This is a genomic window from Thermosinus carboxydivorans Nor1 (assembly GCF_000169155.1).
GTDB classification, from domain to species: domain Bacteria; phylum Bacillota; class Negativicutes; order Sporomusales; family Thermosinaceae; genus Thermosinus; species Thermosinus carboxydivorans.
The window spans coordinates 1-19,728 of sequence record NZ_AAWL01000034.1 but is presented as its reverse complement, the minus strand read 5'-3'; the positions used below and the strand labels follow the sequence as shown (position 1 = coordinate 19,728).

At 57.4% G+C, this 19,728-nt stretch carries 19 protein-coding genes and 1 riboswitch; of the genes, 17 read left to right on the top strand and 2 right to left on the bottom strand.

Going from position 1 to position 19,728, the window contains the following annotated elements; translation table 11 throughout:
• Together TCARDRAFT_RS13785 and TCARDRAFT_RS13780 are read right to left on the bottom strand one after the other, a co-directional pair.
• Window positions 1-533, bottom strand: a 533-nt coding sequence (locus TCARDRAFT_RS13785; RefSeq protein ID WP_040683486.1) for an IS110 family RNA-guided transposase, incomplete at its 3' end; no start/stop codon positions are given.
• A 283-nt stretch (window positions 534-816) separates the two neighbouring features.
• Complete coding sequence (locus tag TCARDRAFT_RS13780) at window positions 817-1,782, bottom strand: acyl-CoA dehydratase activase (RefSeq protein WP_007290587.1); 966 nt, start codon at window positions 1,780-1,782, stop codon at window positions 817-819.
• Window positions 1,783-2,098: 316 nt separating this feature from the next.
• On the opposite strand from TCARDRAFT_RS13780, the gene lpdA reads away from it, so the two are divergent.
• The 17 genes from lpdA to TCARDRAFT_RS13695 all read left to right on the top strand — a co-directional run.
• The gene (gene lpdA / locus TCARDRAFT_RS13775; protein WP_007290586.1) at window positions 2,099-3,499 is read left to right on the top strand and encodes a dihydrolipoyl dehydrogenase; all 1,401 of its coding nucleotides are present in this window, start codon (window positions 2,099-2,101) and stop codon (window positions 3,497-3,499) included.
• Window positions 3,499-3,645 (top strand): hypothetical protein, encoded by a 147-nt coding sequence (locus TCARDRAFT_RS15635; protein WP_156784731.1) that lies wholly within the window; start codon window positions 3,499-3,501, stop codon window positions 3,643-3,645. Before lpdA ends, TCARDRAFT_RS15635 begins: the two co-directional genes overlap by 1 nt.
• Entirely contained in the window at window positions 3,626-4,873 is a 1,248-nt protein-coding gene (locus TCARDRAFT_RS13770; RefSeq protein ID WP_007290585.1) for a DUF445 domain-containing protein, read from the top strand. The genes TCARDRAFT_RS15635 and TCARDRAFT_RS13770 overlap by 20 nt, the downstream gene beginning before the upstream one ends.
• Window positions 4,874-4,877: 4 nt before the next feature.
• On the top strand, window positions 4,878-6,185 hold the full coding sequence (locus TCARDRAFT_RS13765) for a DUF445 domain-containing protein (protein ID WP_007290584.1): 1,308 nt from the start codon (window positions 4,878-4,880) through the stop codon (window positions 6,183-6,185).
• Window positions 6,186-6,448: 263 nt separating this feature from the next.
• Window positions 6,449-7,654, top strand: a complete 1,206-nt coding sequence (locus tag TCARDRAFT_RS13760; RefSeq protein ID WP_007290583.1) for a M20 metallopeptidase family protein — start codon at window positions 6,449-6,451, stop codon at window positions 7,652-7,654.
• Between the two features lie 30 nt (window positions 7,655-7,684).
• Window positions 7,685-9,259, top strand: coding sequence for an AbgT family transporter (locus TCARDRAFT_RS13755; protein ID WP_007290582.1), 1,575 nt, complete (start codon window positions 7,685-7,687; stop codon window positions 9,257-9,259).
• Window positions 9,260-9,373: 114 nt separating this feature from the next.
• Window positions 9,374-9,549, top strand: a riboswitch (Lysine riboswitch).
• Between the two features lie 197 nt (window positions 9,550-9,746).
• Window positions 9,747-10,892: an ABC transporter substrate-binding protein gene (locus TCARDRAFT_RS13745; protein ID WP_007290581.1), complete on the top strand. Its 1,146-nt coding sequence runs from the start codon at window positions 9,747-9,749 to the stop codon at window positions 10,890-10,892.
• A gap of 444 nt (window positions 10,893-11,336) precedes the next feature.
• Entirely contained in the window at window positions 11,337-12,221 is an 885-nt protein-coding gene (locus TCARDRAFT_RS13740; protein ID WP_007290580.1) for a branched-chain amino acid ABC transporter permease, read from the top strand.
• 14 nt (window positions 12,222-12,235) lie between these two features.
• On the top strand, window positions 12,236-13,264 hold the full coding sequence (locus tag TCARDRAFT_RS13735) for a branched-chain amino acid ABC transporter permease (protein ID WP_007290579.1): 1,029 nt from the start codon (window positions 12,236-12,238) through the stop codon (window positions 13,262-13,264).
• 23 nt (window positions 13,265-13,287) lie between these two features.
• Window positions 13,288-14,073 (top strand): ABC transporter ATP-binding protein, encoded by a 786-nt coding sequence (locus TCARDRAFT_RS13730; protein WP_007290578.1) that lies wholly within the window; start codon window positions 13,288-13,290, stop codon window positions 14,071-14,073.
• Entirely contained in the window at window positions 14,051-14,752 is a 702-nt protein-coding gene (locus TCARDRAFT_RS13725; protein WP_040683484.1) for an ABC transporter ATP-binding protein, read from the top strand. Before TCARDRAFT_RS13730 ends, TCARDRAFT_RS13725 begins: the two co-directional genes overlap by 23 nt.
• A gap of 3 nt (window positions 14,753-14,755) precedes the next feature.
• Entirely contained in the window at window positions 14,756-15,073 is a 318-nt protein-coding gene (locus TCARDRAFT_RS13720; protein WP_007290588.1) for a (2Fe-2S)-binding protein, read from the top strand.
• Complete coding sequence (locus tag TCARDRAFT_RS13715; protein ID WP_040683483.1) at window positions 15,060-16,166, top strand: NAD(P)/FAD-dependent oxidoreductase; 1,107 nt, start codon at window positions 15,060-15,062, stop codon at window positions 16,164-16,166. Before TCARDRAFT_RS13720 ends, TCARDRAFT_RS13715 begins: the two co-directional genes overlap by 14 nt.
• Window positions 16,154-16,918: a (2Fe-2S)-binding protein gene (locus tag TCARDRAFT_RS13710; protein ID WP_007290575.1), complete on the top strand. Its 765-nt coding sequence runs from the start codon at window positions 16,154-16,156 to the stop codon at window positions 16,916-16,918. Before TCARDRAFT_RS13715 ends, TCARDRAFT_RS13710 begins: the two co-directional genes overlap by 13 nt.
• Entirely contained in the window at window positions 16,911-18,035 is a 1,125-nt protein-coding gene (locus TCARDRAFT_RS13705; protein WP_007290574.1) for an NAD(P)/FAD-dependent oxidoreductase, read from the top strand. The genes TCARDRAFT_RS13710 and TCARDRAFT_RS13705 overlap by 8 nt, the downstream gene beginning before the upstream one ends.
• Before the next feature lie 265 nt (window positions 18,036-18,300).
• Window positions 18,301-19,014, top strand: coding sequence for an NAD(P)-binding domain-containing protein (locus TCARDRAFT_RS13700; protein ID WP_007290573.1), 714 nt, complete (start codon window positions 18,301-18,303; stop codon window positions 19,012-19,014).
• 169 nt (window positions 19,015-19,183) lie between these two features.
• On the top strand, window positions 19,184-19,728 hold a 545-nt coding region (locus TCARDRAFT_RS13695; protein WP_040683482.1), incomplete at its 3' end, for a transposase.

Sequence of the window (19,728 nt, the reverse complement as noted above, 5' to 3'; positions counted from 1 at the left end):
CTTGGATGATTTCTTTCGCCGGTTACGCCGTTTATATCGCTTACCACTGATGACAATTTTATGTTGCAGCCTTCCAAGAATTTTTGCAGCCGTTGGATTTCACGGGCGCGTTCTTGAATTTTAGAGGTGCGTAATCTTGTGATTTCCCGCATTTCCCGTTGCCTGCGCTCGGGAATGAAGCTTGGTTTTAGTAGTCCATGGCGAAGAAGCGAAGCTATCCACTCGGCATCTTTAACATCGGTTTTTCGTCCAGGTACGTTTTTAATGTGCTGAGCATTGACTATTATCGCTTTTATTCCTTCGGCTTCCAGAACGTTGATAACCGGCTTCCAGTAAACACCGGTGCTTTCCATTGCTACGATTTCAACCTCATGTTTTTTTAACCAATCGGCAAGTTTGTGCAACTGTTCTGACGTAGTGCCGAAACTGTTGCGCCGCATTTTTTCGCCTACCAGGGCACAGGCTTCAATTTTGCGTTTGTGAATGTCTAACCCGCAACACCGCTCATAAACTACCTGGACATTGTTACTCATTCTAATTCTCCTTCTGCGGCCTTATTTTGCGACTGGTGCAATCATCTCTAGGGATGTATTCTACCCTGCGTACTCTCCAATAGGAGGTGACAGTTAGTGATGCACCGAATGATTGAGGACAATCTTTGCGTCAGGCTCGAAGCGCTAGTACGCGACGTCCTTTGGTCGCCCAGCCGCAAGCTAAATATTCGCCGCAGACTATCCGTTTTCATGCTTTGTGGTGCCAATTATTGGCATGAATATCTTTGTGGTTTTCAATGTTTGTTGTTCTTTGGCAAAGCACTCAGACCGGCTTGCCCACGCTGTTCGTCCACTTGCCGCACTGGTCGCCCCACCGGGCTACTACCTGGCCGTTAAGGCCGATTTCGATTATTTCGCACAAATTTGGGCAGCCACTGCACTCGTAGCTGCGCGGCTGGTAGACGAAGTCGGCGACGCCGAAGCCACGGAAGGCGGTATTTTTTTTATCGGTCATTTGTTCCCTGGCCAGCAGCGCGGCGCCAATGGCCCCCATGACGCCAAAATGGGGCGGCACGATGACCTCAAGGCCCAGTGCCTCTTCAAAGGCCCGCTTCATGCCTTTGTTGGCCGCAACGCCGCCCTGGAACAGCACTGGCCCGAGAATTTGCTTGCCCTTGCCGACGTTGCTTAAGTAGTTGCGCACCAATGCCTGACACAGGCCGTTTAAGATATCGCCGATAAGGTGTCCAGTCTGCTGCTTGTGAATCATGTCCGACTCAGCAAACACGGCACAGCGGCCGGCGATGCGCACCGGCGTATTGGACGAGAGGGCGATGTCGCCAAAGTCTTCGATGGGGATATTAAGCCGCGCGGCCTGCTGGTCCAAAAACGAGCCGGTACCGGCGGCACAGACGGTATTCATCGCAAAATCGGTAACCACTCCGCCCCGGATAATAATAATTTTGGAGTCCTGGCCGCCAATTTCCAGGACGGTCTGCACATCAGGGACGATGTGCATGGCGGCGACGGCGTGAGCGGTGATTTCATTTTTGATGATGTCGGCGCCCACGACCACGCCGGCCAGGTGGCGGCCGCTGCCGGTAGTGCCGACTCCTTTTACGCTTAGGTCAGGCCGTCGCGCGTAAATCTCGCGCAGCCCCCGCTGGACGGCGTCAATCGGCCGGCCTTGCGTGCGGATGTAGAGCGTGTCCACTACCTCCCCCGCTTCGTCAAGAACGGCAATATTGGTACTGACCGAACCGACGTCAATGCCAAGATAGGCGTTCACTTACCATGCCTCCTTGTTAAAACCGTTAACTTGCTTAGTTTGTGCATTTGTTCAGCTATTATTATTGCCAATTGTTGGGGGAAGTATAAATTGGTATGAAGTATGAAGTATGAGGTATGAGGTATGAGGTGGGAGGTGAACGTGGCGGAAGAAAAATTATCGCCAGGCATATGAGACTGGTCGGTAGGCCTACAGGTGGCGGCGAAATTCATGGCCAGATTAAGACAATTGCTGGAACAACCCCTGCTGCTATTGGTATGATATAAGTAAAAACAAGAAATAGTGGCAAGCGTTGCGCGGAAAGGGGATTGTTTCAATGAATAAACGCATTGTGATTATCGGCGGCGGCCCTGGCGGCTATGTGGCCGCCATCCGGGCCGCCCAACTAGGCGCCGAAGTGCATTTGGTGGAAGCCGACCGCTTAGGGGGCACTTGCCTGAATGTGGGCTGCATTCCCACCAAGTCGCTGCTTCATACGGCCCAGCTTTACCGGGAAGTGCAAAAAGGCGGCCTGATTGGTCTTAAAGCCGACAATGTTCGCGTCGACTGGCCGGTGCTGCAGTCACGCAAGCAGGCGACGGTGACGCGCCTGGTCAAAGGCGTGGAGTCGCTGCTTAAGGCTAATAAGGTAACGGTGCATAAAGGTCAGGCGGCGCTGAAAGACGCCAGGACGGTAATAGTCAGCGGCGAGACCGAAAAGGAGGTGGCGGCGGATATTATTGTGCTGGCTACCGGTTCCGAACCGGTGAAACTGAATTTCCCCGGCGCCGAGCTGCCCGGTGTCATCGACAGCACGGCCGCCCTCAGCCTGCCAAGCGTTCCAACGTCGCTCGTTATTGTCGGCGGCGGCGTCGTCGGCATCGAGTTTGCTGCTTTGTACAGCGCCCTCGGCGCCCGGGTGACGGTTGTCGAACTCTTGCCGGAAATTTTGCCGCCCGTCGACGGGGAGATTGCGGTTAAGGTGCGGCAAGAGCTCACCCGGCAGGGGGTAACTTTCCTGACCGGGGCCAGGCTGACCGAGGTTCGCCAAGGTGACGGCGCTCTTACGGCATTGGTCGAAGCCGGCGGCAAGGTCGAGGAGGTAACAGGCGAGTATGTGCTGGTGGCGGTGGGCCGCCGGCCCCGTACTCAAGGTTTGGGCCTGGAAGCGGTCGGGGTAGCTCTTGACCGGGGCCGCATTACGGTAGATGAACATTTTGTCACTACTGTGCCAGGTATTTATGCCGTCGGTGACTGCAACGGCCAGATAATGCTGGCTCATGCCGCTTCGGCGCAAGGCATTGCCGCCGTAGAGCATGCGCTGGGCCATCAGGCCGCTTATTATCCCCAGACCATTCCGTCCTGCATTTACATCCAGCCTGAAGTGGCCGGCGTGGGCCTGACGGAAGAAGAGGCCAAGAAACAGGGCATAGCCTATAAAACAGGTCTGTTCCCCTTATCCGCTAGCGGCAAGGCGGTCATTGACGGCGGCATGAGCGGCCTGGTTAAAGTCATCGCCGGTGAAAAATACGGGGAAATTCTCGGGGTCCACATCTTTGGCCCCCGTGCTACCGACCTCATCGGCGAAGCCGCCCTGGCCATCCGCCTGGAGGCGACCGTTGACGAACTGGTGACGACCATTCACGGCCATCCGACCATCAGCGAGGCCCTGGCCGAAGCGGCGCTGGCGGTAGACGGCAAGGCGATCCATTGGCCGCCGGGGATGAAGGTGCGCTGATGCGGCGCTGCCGCCTGCTCGGGAGCGGCGTGGCCGGTTTTGCCGCCGTTGCCGCCGGCCCGCTGGTACGCAGCTCTTATCACGCCGCCGCCATGGTAGCGCCAAAACAGCAAGGAGGGAGGCCGCATGGACGGCCGCAAGCATAAGGCCAACTTTGTTCTGGGCATTGTGACGCTTGGTTTTTTTGCTGGTTTCCCATTTCGGCATACCTTTTTCGGCGGCCTTATTACCAGCGCCTGTGAGGCGGCCATGGTGGGCGGACTCGCCGACTGGTTCGCGGTGACGGCGCTGTTTCGGCGGCCGCTGGGCATCCCTTTCCGTACCGAGCTTATCCCCCGCAACCGGGAAAAGATTTTTCGGGCCATCCGCGACATGGTGGAGCAGGATCTCATCACAGCGGAAAATGTCAAAGCGACCTTAGACGACTATGACCTGGCGGCGGTATTGTGCAAATACCTGGATGAACATGGCGGCCGGGAAAGTATCCGGGCCATTGCCCGCCGGCTGACGGCCGATGTAATTGCTAAGCTGGACGCAAGCCAGCTGGCCCGCGCCGCCGAGCTGCTCCTAAAAACTGAAGTGGTTCGGATTGAGGTTGCTCCCTTATTGGCAGAGGCGATTGAGTGGGCGCTGGCCCATGGCTATGGCGATGCGGTGGCCTGTTTTTTGCTTGATGAGGGCATTCGCCTGGCCAAGCAAGAGACTGTCCCGTGGTTTATTGCCAATCTACTTTTGGAAGTCCGCCATGCCTATGAGCGAGGCTCGCGCCGCCGCAAGTTTTTTCACCGCGCCCTCGAACGGATGGCCCGCCTGTCGCCGCTTAGGTTTGGTCTTAGCGGCCAACGCCGCCTTATTGCCTTGCTCGAGAGGATGAAAGATCCCAAGCACCCGCTGCGCCAAGAGCTTGCCACCTGGCTGCGGCGGCTGGCAGAGCGGCTACGGACCGATGCCGACCTGCGGCGCCAGGTTGAGACCTGGAAGATGGCCTATGTGGTTGAACCGCTCGATGTGCGGAAAACGCTTGCCCAATATCTCGACGGCTTTCGGCGCACCGGTAGCGCCAAAACTGACGAGTGGCAAGAGGCGCTGGCCGGATGGGTAGTGACCTGGCTTGACGGGTTTCTGGCCAATCCGCAGCTAGCGGCGGCAGTCGACCGCCGATTGAAGCAGGCGATCGTTGAGTGGCTGGAGGTCAATCACCGGGAAATCGGCGATCTGGTAGCAGGCGAGCTTAACCGGTTCAGCACCGGAGAGTTGGTGGCCTTTATCGAGGACCGGGTGGGCGACGATCTGCAGGTCATCCGCATCAACGGGTCGCTGGTTGGTAGCGTCATCGGCATGCTGATCTATCTTTTGACGTTTTGGGTTGGGTGACGGTATGAACTATCGGAAGCGGGCCGACCGCGTTTTGCTGGCCGTGTTTGTCCTCATGGTGGTGACGATGGGGCTGAACTGTTATTATCCGGGGATACTTTGGCTCGAGCTGGCGCAGGCGGCCGCCCAGGCCGCCTTTGTCGGCGGGCTGGCGGACTGGTTTGCCGTCACGGCTCTTTTCCGCCGCCCGCTGGGTATTCCCTGGCACACGGCGCTGATCCCCCGCAGCCGCGACCGTATCATCCGCGGCTTGGCGTTAGCAGTTGAACAGGAGCTGGTCAGCCTGGACGCCATCACCCGGCGGCTAAAGGGTGTACGGCTGGCGCCGCTCCTTATCGCCTGGGTGGACACCGATCAGGGGCGCACCTTTTTGCGCGGTCTCGTGGCCCGGTGCCTACGGGCCGGCCTGGATAACGTCAGTCCTGCAACCATGGCCTGCTACCTCGAAAGATTAATACGAAACTATCTTGCGACCAGGCCGCTGGCGCCCGAGCTTCAGAAAATAGCCCGATGGGCCCTGGCGTCCGGCCATGCCCGGGCAGTAGCCGACATTATTCTTGGCGAAATTATCCGGGGCGTGCAAAAGCCTGCTATCAGGCGGGCGATTTTGGCCTTTCTCGAAAAGTACACCCGGCAGGCGGCGTCATCCCCGTGGCAGCGTACTATCCTGTGGCTTGCCGAGCAGACTGACACCGTTAATCTGGCTGAACTGGCGGCGGTGCTGCAGCAAGATTTGGTGGAAACGCTGACTAAGGTTCGTCAGGGCGCCCACCCGCTGCGGCAGTGGCTAAGGGAGCGGGCCGAAGCCTGGGTGGAAGCCTTAGGTACCGACCCCGTCCTCGCAGCCAAGGTTGAGGCCTGGAAAGAAGAAGCGCTGGCGCGGTTGAATCTTCGCGAACCGCTGCTTAAGATTGCTACGACCGCCTTGCAGGCAGTGCGGGCCGGCCTGGACAGCGGCGTCTATCATTCACCGCTATTGGCGGCCACTCTCAGTCAGGCGGACGGATACTTACGCCGCTTCAAACAAGACCCCCACCTCCAGGCCTGGGTGGAAGGCTATCTGCAGGAGGCGCTTGGCCACATTGTACGGTCGGAACATTCCTTTATCGGCGCCGTGGTGGAAAAGGCCCTCTCCCGCTTTGACGCCGAGGGCCTTAACCGGTTCGTAGAGGAAAAGGTCGGCGAAGACCTGGCCTGGATCCGGATTAACGGCAGTATCGTTGGCGCGGTGGTGGGACTATTGCTACAGCTATTTGTCCGCTTCATTTATGAGCCCTATGCCGTGCCGGTCATCCGGGCGTGGTTTTCTTAAAGTAGAAAAGTCCTTTCCATAGAAACGTGAGTATACTGAATATGCATTAACAAGAAATAATTATGCCAAAATAAGTAATTTTTAATTGAAGAATTGTAAGCATGATGATAAAATAATGGACAAACAGGCAATGAAGCCTTCGCACCGGCTGGTGTGAAGGCTTTTTATACAATTTTATAAACAATTCAAAAAATGTCTTGTGAGCGTGGATGATTATCGCATATAATTGATACACAAGACCGAGGAAAGGAGAGTGGGAAGGGTTGGTATTTGCCGAAGAAGACTGGTACGAACTGCAACAGTTTATGGTAGAAAAAAGACGCGATTTGCACCGCTACCCGGAAATAAGCACTCAGGAAAGCCGTACGAGTCAAGTGGTGGCCGAATACTTGCGCGGCTTGGGCGTGGAAGTGCAGACGTTTAACGGCCATCACGGCGTCGTCGGCATTATCCGCGGCGCGGCGCCGGGCCCGGTTATTGCGCTCAGGGCCGACATGGACGCCTTGCCGGTTATTGAGGAAAACGACGTGCCCTATAAGTCCGCCGTTCCTGGCGTAATGCATGCTTGCGGCCATGACGCCCATACGGCCATACTGATGGGGGTAGCCAAAATGTTGGCCGCGTCGCGGGAGGAGTTAGCGGGCGCTATTAAGCTGCTCTTTCAGCCGGCGGAAGAGGCGGCGCCGGTTGGCGGCGCGCAGCTCTTAATTGACGACGGCGTGCTGGAAAGCCCCAAAGTGGACGCCATTTTTGGCCTCCATGTCTGGCCTGACGTACCTCTGGGGCAGATCGCCTTGCGGACCGGACCGATGATGGCCGCGTCCGACCGGTTTACCATTAAAGTGCTGGGCCGGGGCGCGCATGCCGCCGAGCCACATAAGGGTGTTGACGCCATTGCCGTCGCTGTCGAAGTATACCAGGGGCTGAGCAAGATTATGCACCGCTTTATCAGTCCGCGTGAGACGGCCACTATTTCGGTGGGCGCCATTCGCGGTGGCGAACGGTACAATGTCATCCCGCGCGAAGTGGTCATGGAAGGCACGGTGCGCACGCTCAGCGAGAATGTGCGCCAGGCCATTCCTAAGCTGGTGGAGCGCATGGTGCAAGGCGTGACGGCCGCCTACGGCGCCGGCTATGAGCTGGACTACCAGTTTGGCTATCCCGTGCTGGTGAACGATGCCAAAGCCGCCGGCATTGTCGCCGAGGCGGCTGCCGAAGTGATCGGCTGCGCGGCGCTGCAGCCAGTGGAGCCCATCCTGGGGGCGGAGGATTTTGCCCGCTATCTCGCCAAGGTTCCGGGCGCCTTTTTCCTGCTTGGCTGCCAACAACCCGGCAATGCTTATCCGCTGCACAGTTCTCGCTTCGATGTGGATGAGCGGGCGCTGCTGCTTGGCGCCCGCGTCATGTACAGCGTCGTCCGGAAGGCGCTGGCCGCTTACGCGCCAGATGCCGCGCTGCGGGCGTCATAAGCAAACTTTAAGTGTAAAGGAGGTTTTTTTATGGCGGAATTTTCGCGGCAACCTCAGTCTGCGCCGCCGCAAGTCGGCGCGTTTCAAAAGTTGCTGGACGTAATCGAGTACATCGGGAATAAGTTTCCTTCGCCGTTCATGCTGTTTACTATTTTGGGACTTATGGTGCTGATTTTATCCTGGGTGTTTGATGGCGCCACCGCGTCATACATCGGCAAGGGCGGCAAGCCGACCGTGGTGAAGGTCGTCAGCCTGCTCAACGCTGACGGTTTCCGCTATATTCTTGAGGACATGGTTAAAAACTTTGTCAACTTCCCGCCGCTGGGGCTGGTCGTTGTCATGATGCTGGCCATGGGCCTGGCCGAAGCCACCGGTCTGGTGAGCGCTTTTGTCCGCCGCATCATGCTGGGCGTGCCGTCCTGGGCCGTTACCAGCACCGTGTTCTTCCTTGGCATCAACGGAAACCTGGCGTCTGACGCCGCCACCGTCTTTATCCCCGCAGCGGCCGCCGCCGTATACGCCAGTATGGGGCGCAACCCGCTGATGGGTATGTCGGTCGCCTTTGCCGCTGTCCAGGCCGGTTTTAGCGCCAACATCCTGCCGGCCGGCACCGATGCGCTTTTGGCCGGGATTACCCAGTCGGCCATTGGCACAATCCCGCAGACGGCCAATTCCCCGGTCCACCCGCTGATTAACTATTACCTCATGAGTTCGTCGGTTATCATTCTGACAATTGTGGGCACGCTGATCGCTGAGAAGGTGGTCGGTCCGCGCCTCGACCGGCTGCATCCCGTGACGGAGTTCGGGTTGAAGGTGAGCGAACATGAGCTTACTCCGGAGGAAAAGAAGGGGTTGCGCTACGCCGGTTGGGCGGCACTTGCGTATATAGCGCTGCTCCTCATCCTGCTGGTTCCGGAAAACGGCCTCTTGCGCAATCCCAAAACGCATGCCATTTTGCCTAATTCGCCGTTTTTGAGCGGCATTATTCCGATCTTGTTTTTCTTCTTTATGACCGTCGGCATCGCGTTCGGCATTGGCAAGGGTGTTATTAAAAAGGAAAGCGATATTGGCAAGTTCATGGGCCAGGGGGTTGCGGGGATTATCAGCTTCATTGTCACCGCTTTCTCTGCCGCCCAGTTCATTGCCTGGTTCAATAAGAGCAACCTTGCTACCGTTATGGCCATTAAGGGCGCCGACCTGTTAAAAGCGCTCGACTTTACGGGCGTATCGCTTATTATCGCTTTTATCCTTTTTTCGGCTTTCGTTGACCTGTTTATTGTCAGCGGCTCGGCCAAGTGGCTCATCTTGGCGCCGGTGTTCGTGCCCATGTTCGGCCTGTTGGGTTATGAGCCAGCACTGACTCAGGCGGCGTACCGCATCGGCGAGAGCTCGGTCAACAGCATTACGCCGCTGAACTATTATTTACCGGTGATGCTTGGCATCATGGCCAAATATGCTGGCAATGACGCCAAGGTGGGCATGGGGACGCTGGTGTCCATGCAGCTTCCCTTCGGCATAGCCTTCTTGGTCGCCTGGACGGCTTGGCTGATGGTGTTTATCTTCTTCAACCTGCCGCTCGGGCCGGGGGCTAAGATTTATCTATAATTAAGTTTTTAACCGATATTTACATAAAATTTTGGCTAAATCAAATTATTAAAAAGTTGTTGACATTTTATTTGCCATTATTATACAATTAACGCAAAAGTAACATATAGACCTTGCGAAGATAGAGGTGCGGGCAACATGAGTAGCTCCGGGGAGAAGGGCATCGCTGAACCGGAGGGAAAGGGTGACCGCCGAAGCGTGGCCGGCTGCCGAAGCGGCCATGCTGGTCCTGCGTCGAACAGGCGCCGGACTGTCACCAATTGTGAAATTGGTGGAGCGCTATCTCATCTGGCCGCTATTCGTCCCAATATTTGCAGCATGCTTGGACCCGGTGAGGCGTAGCTCCCGGGTCTTTGTTTATCTTGTTCATAGCCGGGACAACGCAGGCATATAAGTGAAGTATGAGGTATGAGGTATGAGGTGAGGGAGGAGGATTGGCGGCAAAATAGCGACTGGATTAGGCAAGAGTAAAAGAGGAGGGGTGTATGTGTCCAAGTATATGAAATTATTATCCTTGGTAGTAGTACTCATTTTCCTGGTAGCGGCGGCTGGCTGCGGTGGTAGTTCAAGCACGTCGGGCAGCAAGGGCAATCTGGTGATTGCCATGGTTAACCCGCTTTCCGGTGACAGCGCCACATACGGCGTGAGCCATAAGAACGGCATGGAACTGGCCCGGGAGGAAATTAACAAGGCTGGTGGCATCAAGGGGCAGCAAATCGAGATTCTCTTCCACGACGACGCCGGTGATCCCAAGCAGGCGGCGGCGGGTGCGCAAAAGTTTGCCGATCAGAAAAACGTCATGGCCATTGTGGGGTCGTGTCTGAGCTCCAATACGCTGGCGATGGTGCCGATCACCGATAAAGCCAAACTGCCGCATTCGGTTGTTTCGTCCAGTACGCCCAAACTGAGCGGCATGAGCAAATACTTTTTCCGCATGGCCGTGCAGGACGCTCAGGTGGGCATCCTGATGGGCGACTTGATCGCCCAGAAACTGGGGGCCAAGAAGGTCGCCATTTTGTATCCCAATAACGACTATGGCAAGGGGCTGACGGCGGCGATTGAGGAAACGCTCAAAAAGCACGGGGTGACCGTTGTGTCCAACCAGGCCTATCTGGCTACCGACAAAGATTACTCGGCGCTGCTTACCGGGATCAAGGCCCAGGGAGTTGACGCGCTGGCCGTGGCCGGCACTTACACCGACGGCGGCCTGATCACCAAGCAGGCCCGCGAGCTCGGCCTGACCATTCCAATCGTCGGCGGCACCGGTTTCTACAGCCCGAAATTCGTGGAAATCGCCGGCAAGGCGGCAGAAGGGGCGATTTTCCTCGGTGCGTTCGTAGCCTCCAACCCCGACCCGGCGGTGCAGAACTTCGTTAAGAAATATAAAGAGAAGTATAATATGGAGCCTGACACGTTTGCCGCGCTTGGCTATGACCAGATGTACGTCTTGGCCGAGGCCATGAAGAAGGCGGCGGAAAAAGGCGCCATCACCCGGGAAAACATCCGTGATGCCATGGCTCAGACTAATTACAAGGGGATTACCGGCACCGTCACCTTTAACGATCAAGGCGACTGGGTCCGCCCATATCTGTATATTACCGTAAAAGACGGCAAGTTTGTTCTGTACCAGTAAAATGCAGCGCGGGAAGCGGCCAATGCTGCTTCCCGTATTTTTGTTAAATCGACATGAATATCTAAACGGTAAGTGCAATAACAGGGAATTCATGCAAGCAATCGGCGCCACAAGTATACAAACCGTTAAACCACGGAGATATTCATGCCAATAAATTGGCACCACAAGCCAGGAAAACCGGGATTGAACCGCGGAGCGCACGGAGAGTGCGATATACATCGCACTTGGGGTTTTAATTAATTTTTAATTTTAATAAAATTTTATCCTCCGTGTTCTCTGCGGTTCTCTATATTCCCCATTTAGAAGTTGTCGGTTTTCGGAGTAGAACGCAGAGAGCGCGATATTCATCGCGCTAAATATCAAAAAAATGCCCTCTCCGTGTCCTCCGTGGTTAGACTTAAACATTTTCAAGGTTTTGCGGTTAAAAGTTTGGGGGTGACAAATGTGCTTCTGTTGCAGCAAATCATTAACGGTCTGGCCCTGGGCGGAATTTATTCCCTTATCGCTATCGGCTGGACGGTAGTATTCGGCATCATCGGCCTTATCAACTGGACCCACGGTGAGGTGTTCATGATTGGCGCCTTTGTGGGTTTTCTGCTCATCACGCACTTTAAACTGAACCTCTTTGCCGCCCTCATTTTGGCAATGGTGGCCAGCGGCTTTACGGCCTTTCTGATTGACCGGCTGGCGTACCGTCCGCTGCGCAATGGCCCCCGCCTGGCGCTGTTTATTACGGCGCTGGGGGCATCCACTTTCTTGCGCAACCTGGCGGCCATCATCTGGGAGCCTCATTCCCGGGCCTATCCCCCTACCCTGGACTTTTCCGTCATGATCTTTCAAATTGGCGGCGCCTCGCTGACGGTTAACAGCCTTCAGGTGTTCATTTTTGTGGTTACCCTCGTGATAATGGCGTTTCTGCAATGGTTCATTACCCGTACCATGATGGGCAAGGCCATGCTGGCCGCCTCGCAGGACATTGAAACCGTCAGCCTGATGGGGGTTGAGGTCAACCATCTTGTTACCATCACGTTTTGGGTGAGCGGCCTCTTGGGCGGTGCTGCAGGCGTGCTGGTCGGCGTCCTGTACGCGATCGACCCGATGATGGGGGCCATGGCCGGCCTCAAGGGCTGGGCGGTGGCCGTGCTCGGCGGCGTGGGCAGCATTACCGGGGCGATGATCGCCGGGCTGTTGCTCGGCGTGGCGGAAAATATCGCGTCCGCGTATATTTCGTCAGGCTATCGTGACGCCATTGCTTTTATCGTCATGATTTTGGTGTTGGTCATTAAGCCCACCGGCCTGATGGGTTTTAAATTCGAGGAGAAGGTGTAGGGAGGTGTGGCGCCATGACAACTTTAGCAACGCTCCTGCGGCGGCAGTCGCTGGTAAGGTTTGCCTACAGCCCCCGCGCCGCTGTCGTTTTTAGTGCCGTGATTTTGCTTATCACCTTCCTGGACTCATTTATTGATGCTCCGGACTACATTTTCAGCCCTTACTTCAAGCATATCATCTTTGTCAGCCTGACTTACAGCATTGTTACGCTCAGCCTTAATTTTGTTTCCGGCTATGTGGGGCAGACCTCGCTGGGGCATGCCGCGTTCTTCGGCCTGGGCGGCTATGTTTCGGCGTTACTTACCCAGCTTTACCACGTTCCCTATTGGCCGGCCTTTCTGGCCGCCGGTGTGGTCGCCGCCCTGGTGGGCATCCCGCTCGGGGCACCGGCGCTGCGCGTCAAAGGACCGTTCCTGGTCGTCGTCACTTACGCCTGCGGCGAGGTGTTCCGCTTCATAGCCCTAAACCTCGAAGTGACGGGCGGGCCAGCCGGTTTGCCCGGGTTGGTGACGCCAAGCATTGCCGGCGTGAGCTTTACCGACGTGGGCGCGACCGGTAAGGAACTTTTTATCGTCACGGCGCTGGTGTTCGCCCTAGCCTTGGCTTTCTTTATGTCCCGCCTGGAAGATTCGCGGATCGGCCATGCCTTTGCCGCCATTCGCGAAGACGAGATTGCCGCGGCGGCGATGGGGATCAATACGGCGTACTATAAGTTGCTCGCTTTCTGCCTGGGCGCGTTTTTCGCCGGTTTGGCGGGCAGCCTGTTCGTCCATTACCTGTCGTTTGTCAGCCCGGACATGTTGAGCTCCACCGAGTCGATCATGATGTTTACCATGGTCGTGGTCGGCGGCGCGCGCAGCATTCCCGGCTCATTCCTGGGGGCTTTTCTCCTCACCTTTATTCCCGAAGGGCTGCGCTACTTTAAAGATTTTGTCCACCTGCCCTTTGACCCCTGGCTGGTCTTCTTCGGCTTTGTGCTGATGGTCATGATGCGCGTGCGGCCCCAGGGCATTCTCGGCGCCGACACTGTGTTTCGCCGCTAAAGGAAGGGAGGAAGGGAAACGCCATGCTGCTGAAAACGGAAAAGCTGTGCAAGACCTTTGGCGGCCTGCGGGCCGTGAACAATGTCGATTTTCACATTGACACCGGCGAGGTGGTGGCCATCATCGGCCCCAATGGCTCGGGTAAAACCACTTTTTTCAATGTGGTCAGCGGGATTATGCCGGCCACCGCAGGAAGCATCGTCTTTAAGGGTGAAGACGTGACGAAGCTGCAGGCTCATGACATCACGCGGCGCGGTATGGCCCGCACGTTCCAGAATATTCGCTTGTTTCCAAACCTCACGGCCCGGGACAATCTTATTGTCGGCCGCTACAGCCGGGGCCGCTCGGGCCTTTGGGATGGCCTTTTCCACTCGGCCCGCCTGAAAGAAGAAGAACGGCGTAATGAGGAAATGGCCCAAGAACTATTAGAGTTTGTCGGGCTTACGCCTTACCGCAATCTGATGGCCAAAAACTTGCCCTACGGCGCCCAGCGCCGCCTGGAAATTGCCCGGGCGCTGGCCAGCGAGCCCGACCTTATCTTGCTTGATGAGCCAGCCGCCGGCATGAATCCTAGGGAAGTGGACGAACTCTTAAAACTGATCGCCAGGCTCAAAGAGCGGGGGCTTACTATTTTGCTTATTGAACATCAGATGCGGCTGGTCATGAATATCGCCGAGCGGGTCGTCGTGTTCGACCATGGCGAAAAAATCGCCGAAGGGCGGCCGCACGAGGTACGCCATGACCCCAAGGTTGTCGAAGCCTACATCGGACCGGAGGTGGATTCGCTTGTTAAACATCGACGGCATTAACGTGTATTACGGTAACATCCACGCTGTCCGCGACATCAGCCTGACGGTCGGGGAAGGGGAGATTGTCACGATTATCGGCGCCAACGGTGCCGGCAAAACCACCATCCTCAAGACCATTGTTGGGCTGCTGAAGAGCCGCACCGGCACCATCCGCTTTCAGGGCGACGATATCACGCAGGAAGCCACGGCCGGCATCGTGCGGCGCGGGATCGCCCTCGTGCCGGAAGGGCGGCGGGTGTTTCCCCGCCTCAGCGTGGCCGACAATCTTATCCTCGGCGCGTACTCGCGCAAAGACAAAGAGGTAGAGCGGGATCTGGCGAAAATCTACGAAATGTTTCCCCGCCTGGCCGAGCGGCGCCATCAGGCGGCGGGGACACTGTCCGGCGGCGAACAGCAAATGCTGGCCATGGGCCGGGGTTTGATGAGCCGCCCCAAATTGCTACTCTTAGACGAGCCGTCCATGGGCCTGGCGCCGCTACTCGTGCGGCAAATTTTCCAGACCATTTTGGACATCAACAGCATGGGCACCACGATTTTGCTGGTAGAACAAAACGCGCGGATGGCGCTGTCCATCGCCGACCGGGGCTATGTGCTGGAAACGGGAAGCGTCGCTCTGGCCGGCAGTGCTGCCGACCTGTCCGACAATGATAAGGTGCGCCGCGCTTATTTGGGGGAATAGCTGATGCGCATAGACCATCATCCAGTGCTGGGCGACCGGCCGGCCGGCCGCCTGGTAACTATCACCGTAGACGGCGAACAGCTGCTGGCGGTGGAAGGCGAGCCTATCGCCGCCGCGCTGCTTGCTCACGGCCGCCGTTTTTTCCGCCGCACGCCCCGGCGGCATGAGCCGCGGGGCGTGTTCTGCGGGATTGGCCGCTGCACCGACTGCGTCATGACGGTGGACGGGGTGCCGAATGTCCGCACCTGCGTCACGCCGGTGCGGGCCGGCATGGTTATCACGTCCAACTGCAGTGAGGAGGGTGGCCATGGAAAGCTTTGACGTCGTGGTGGTCGGCGCCGGCCCGGCGGGGTTGGCCGCCGGCATTGAGGCGGCCAAACGGGGCGCCCGCACTTTGGTGATTGATGAAAACAGCCGCCCCGGCGGGCAGCTGTTTAAACAAATTCACAAATTTTTTGGCTCCCATGAGCATAAAGCCGGTATGCGCGGTTACGTCATCGGCGAGATGCTGCTTGAGGAAGCGGCGGCGTGCGGCGTCGAGGTGTGGCTGGACAGCGTGGTGTGGGGGTTGTTTGACCGTCAGGCCGCCGTTTGGCGCCGCGGGGAGCGGACGATTGTTACGGCGGCCAAAATCATCCTTGCCACCGGGGCGTCGGAAAACGCCGTGGCCTTTCCCGGCGCGACGCTGCCTGGCGTCATGGGCGCCGGCGCCATTCAGACCATGATCAATATCCACCGCGTGCTGCCTGGCAAGCGGGTGATCATGCTCGGCTCCGGCAATGTCGGTCTGATTGTTGCTTACCAACTGCTACAGGCGGGTGCCCAGGTGGTTGCCTTGGTGGAGGCCATGCCCCAGATCGGCGGCTACGGGGTTCATGCCGCCAAAATCCGGCGAGCCGGGGTGCCGATCCTGGTCGGGACGACGATAACCCGCGCCGTTGGCGTCAATGAAGTCACAGGCGTCGAACTGGGCCGGCTGGATGAGCAGGGGCGCATTATCCCCGGTAGTGAGAGAGTTTTGGCCGTGGACACGGTCGGGCTGGCGGTAGGGCTCACCCCGCTGGCCGAGCTGGCTTGGATGGCGGGTTGCCAATTTCATTTTTCACCCCGCCTGGGCGGCCATGTGCCGCTGCATGACGAGAACATGCGGACTTCACTCGACTGGCTCTATGTTGCCGGCGATATTACCGGCGTGGAGGAAGCCAGCACGGCGATGGAAGAAGGGCGCCTGGCCGGCATCGCCGCGGCCCAGGCGCTGGGGTTGACCAGTGATGCGGCCGCCGAAGCCGCCAAGAATGCGGTGCGGCGGCGGATTGACGGGCTGCGCGCCGGCCCGTTCGGGCTGGCGCGGCGGACGGCGAAAGATGAGATTATCGCCCTTTGGAAGGAGGCGGCCGCGGCATGGACGGAGTAAAATACACCGGAATGCTGAGCGCCGATGAGCTCAAGCGGGTGCTGCCCGATCCTGAGCGCCTCGCTCGTGGCCCGGTAGCGGTCATTGAATGTGTGCAGGAAATCCCTTGCAACCCCTGTGAGAAGGCCTGCCCGTTCGGGGCGATAACCGTGGGCGAAGATATTACCGCTGTACCGGTTCTTGATCAGGAAAAATGCCAGGGCTGCGGCGTGTGCGTCAGCCGCTGTCCTGGTCTGGCCATCTTTGTGGTCAATGCCGCTAGAGGCCTGGACGAGGCCCTGATTACCATGCCTTACGAGTATCTGCCGCTGCCGGCCGAGGGGGAAGAGGTGCGCGGCCTTGACCGGAGCGGCGCGCCGGTTTGCCGGGGACGGGTGGTGAAGGTTGACAGGTCGCCCCGCCATGACGGCACAACGGTGATTACTTTGGCCGTGCCTAAGGCGTATGTGCATGATGTGCGCAATTTGCGCCGTATGGAAACAGACGAGGTGTTGGTGTGCCGCTGCAATGAAGTGACCGAGCAGGAAGTGCGCCAGGCGGTGCGGGAAGGCGCCCGCACCGTGGCGGCGGTTAAACTGCGCACGCGCACCGGTATGGGCTTGTGCCAGGGGCGGACGTGCCGGCGGCTGGTCAGCCGCATCATTGCCGAAGAGACGGGGCAACCGGTAGCCGACATTCTGCCGGCGACGACGCGCCCGCCGGTGCGGACGCTGCCGCTCGGCGCGCTCACGGGAGGTGAGGCTGATGACTAGCCGCGCAAATGTTGTCGTGATTGGCGGCGGCGTAATCGGCACAGCCTGCGCTTATTATGCCGCCAAAGCGGGCCACAAGGTGACGCTCCTGGAACGGGAAACGATCGCCGGCGGCACTTCGGGGGCGTGCGACGGCTTTATCATCATGCAGTCGAAAGCGCCCGGGCCGCATCTTGAGCTGGCGCTGGAAAGCGCCGCTCTTTACCGCACCCTGAGCGAAGAACTTGAGTATGATTTGGAATATAAACCCTGCGGCGGCATGATTATCATTGAGGACGAGATTCAGGCCGCCCTGATGGCCGAGGTTGTCGCCAAACAGCGCGCAGCCGGTTTGGCGGTCGAGATGCTGCCGATTAGCGAGGTCCGCCGGCGTGAGCCGCTCTTAGCCGCCGATTTGTGGGGGGCGACCTATTCGCCGGTTGATGCCCAGGTCAATCCCATCCTGGTGGCCCAGGGCTTCAGTCAGGCGGCGCGGCGGCTGGGGGCGGCTATCCGCACCGGTGTGGAAGTAACCGGACTTATTGTTGAGCAAGGACGGGTGCGCGGGGTGGCCACGGCCAAAGGGGAACGATTGTCCGCCGATGTGGTGGTGAACGCTGCCGGCGTGTGGGCGCCGGCGCTGGTAAAGCCCCACGGCGTGGACCTGCCCATCACGCCGCGGCGCGGGCAGATCCTGGTCAGCGAGCCGCTGCCGCCCATGATCAGTCATGTGCTCTTATGCGCCTGTTATCTCACGGCCAAATATCGGCCCCAGGATCTTGACCAAAGAAGCCGCCACCACCGGCTGGGCGTGGGCTTGGCGGTGGAGCAGGCGGCCACCGGCGGCCTGCTTATCGGCAGCACGCGCGAGTTCGTCGGCTTTGACCGCCGGACAACGCTTGCTGGGCTGGCCGCGGTGGCCAGCCATGTGGCCCGGATTTTGCCGGCCCTGGCCGGCGTGAATATTATCCGTTCGTTTGCCGGTCTCCGCCCGCATACGCCCACCGGGCTGCCGCTACTCGGGCCGCTGCCCGAACTTCCCGGGCTCATCATGGCCGCCGGGCACGAAGGCGACGGCATTGCCCTGGCCCCTATCACCGGCAAGCGTGTTGCCGAATATATTAAAGCGTCGGAGTAGGGGAGGGAAAAACCGCGAAGTGCGCAAAGAACGCGAAGGGTTACGGCGCGACAGTTGTCGCGGAAGGTTATATATTGAACCGCTGAGGACGCGGAGAAATTATTTAAAAATCTAAAGTGCGATGTATATCGCACGCTCCGTGTTCTCCGCGGTTCAATACGAGTTTTCCTGGGTTTGCGATGCCGATTTATTGGCATGAATATCTCTACGGTTAAACATCAGTGGTTAAACCCAGGTTAAAAAAGCTGTCGTAGGTGGTGGAAACGTGCGGATTGGGTTAGTCGGCGTAGGTAGGATGGGCAAGGTACTGGCCGCCAGATTGGCCAAGCATGTGGAGCTGCGCCTGTTTGACCATAACACCGAGCGGCTGCAGGCCGTACGGGCCGAGCTCGGCGTGGCAACCGTCGATGCGATGGGCGAACTGGCCGAGCTGGGAACGGTTATTTTGGCGGTGCCCGACCGGGAGGTCATCAGCTGTCTTAAGGAATTTAACACCATCAAGAAAGAACTCAATGCCATCAATATAGCCACCAATGTGGCACAGCACGTGCTGGAGGAAACGGCGGCCAAACATATTCGCTGCATCGGCGTCAAGTTTGTCGGCCATGCCGGGGAAATGGCTCTGGGTCAGGATCCGGTGATCATTATTAATGAGCGGCCGCCGGAACTGGTGCCGCTGGCGCGGCAAATTTTTGAACCGGTAGGGACGCTGTTGGTCGGCAAAGCCGACTTGGTGACTTATATCAATACCGTGGCCGGCGAAAAAGCCCTCGAAGCGGGCGTCATGCTGGAAGAACAGCTCCGCCTGAAAGGTATAACCGATCCGGTGATTATCAAAAGCGCCGTTCGCCAGGTGGCCGCGGGCATTCTCAAGGCTTACGCCGACGACGACCTGGGGCCGTTCGCCCGCGAAATCGTGCGGGCGGTGCGGGCGAGATTGAAAGCGCAAGGGGCAGGCTTGACTTATTTTAAAAATTGACTTATTTGGCAAACTTATGTATTATATAGACAAACGAGAGATTTTCATATTTTGCAGCCCAGATAAATCAAGGGTTCTGAAGACAATAAAAAGGACTTCACCCCCAGAATTGCCGAATTTATCAAGTGACAAAACAATCCAAATCCAGCAAATGGAGGTTGAAGTCACTATGTATATTCGGCAAAAACCCTTATTTTCCTTCGATACTCTTATGCAATATCAACCCAAAACTCGTCTGGCGATGGTTTTTGAAAGTATTGATCTTCACCCCTTGTTAAAGACTTTACCAATAAAATCTATCCGCGGCCCTAAAGGATATAGTTCAGCCGCATTAATAAAAGCCTTTCTTGCAATGAGGTTATGTTCCATTCCTACCGTCACATTACTGGTCGAGCGCTTAAAAACTGACTTGGTTTTTCGCTACGAATGCGGCTTTTCACTAGAGCAGCCTGTACCATCATTAGCTACATTTAGTCGTTTCTTTCAAAAGATAGCTGAGACAGATAGCCTACAAGTGCTATTCTCTGCTTTGGTAGATACCGCCATTCAAGACAAGGTCATATCTGGTGAAGTTGTTGCAATCGATGCCAGCGCCATCGACTCTTATGAAAAACCTGTTCCTAAAAAGGAGCTAAATAGCAATGGCGACAGTGCTACCTGGGGTGCTAAGCTAGATACCCATGGTAATCAACATGTATGGTTTGGCTATAAACT

What these genes read in the sequence shown, in the direction of transcription:
- TCARDRAFT_RS13730 (WP_007290578.1), top strand. Translation starts at nt 13,288, where the DNA reads ATGCTGCTGAAAACGGAAAAGCTGTGCAAGACCTTTGGCGGCCTGCGG.
- lpdA (WP_007290586.1), top strand. Translation starts at nt 2,099, where the DNA reads ATGAATAAACGCATTGTGATTATCGGCGGCGGCCCTGGCGGCTATGTG.
- TCARDRAFT_RS13720 (WP_007290588.1), top strand. Translation starts at nt 14,756, where the DNA reads ATGCGCATAGACCATCATCCAGTGCTGGGCGACCGGCCGGCCGGCCGC.
- TCARDRAFT_RS13710 (WP_007290575.1), top strand. Translation starts at nt 16,154, where the DNA reads ATGGACGGAGTAAAATACACCGGAATGCTGAGCGCCGATGAGCTCAAG.
- TCARDRAFT_RS13765 (WP_007290584.1), top strand. Translation starts at nt 4,878, where the DNA reads ATGAACTATCGGAAGCGGGCCGACCGCGTTTTGCTGGCCGTGTTTGTC.
- TCARDRAFT_RS13755 (WP_007290582.1), top strand. Translation starts at nt 7,685, where the DNA reads ATGGCGGAATTTTCGCGGCAACCTCAGTCTGCGCCGCCGCAAGTCGGC.
- TCARDRAFT_RS13715 (WP_040683483.1), top strand. Translation starts at nt 15,060, where the DNA reads ATGGAAAGCTTTGACGTCGTGGTGGTCGGCGCCGGCCCGGCGGGGTTG.
- TCARDRAFT_RS13705 (WP_007290574.1), top strand. Translation starts at nt 16,911, where the DNA reads ATGACTAGCCGCGCAAATGTTGTCGTGATTGGCGGCGGCGTAATCGGC.
- TCARDRAFT_RS13770 (WP_007290585.1), top strand. Translation starts at nt 3,626, where the DNA reads ATGGACGGCCGCAAGCATAAGGCCAACTTTGTTCTGGGCATTGTGACG.
- TCARDRAFT_RS13735 (WP_007290579.1), top strand. Translation starts at nt 12,236, where the DNA reads ATGACAACTTTAGCAACGCTCCTGCGGCGGCAGTCGCTGGTAAGGTTT.
- TCARDRAFT_RS15635 (WP_156784731.1), top strand. Translation starts at nt 3,499, where the DNA reads ATGCGGCGCTGCCGCCTGCTCGGGAGCGGCGTGGCCGGTTTTGCCGCC.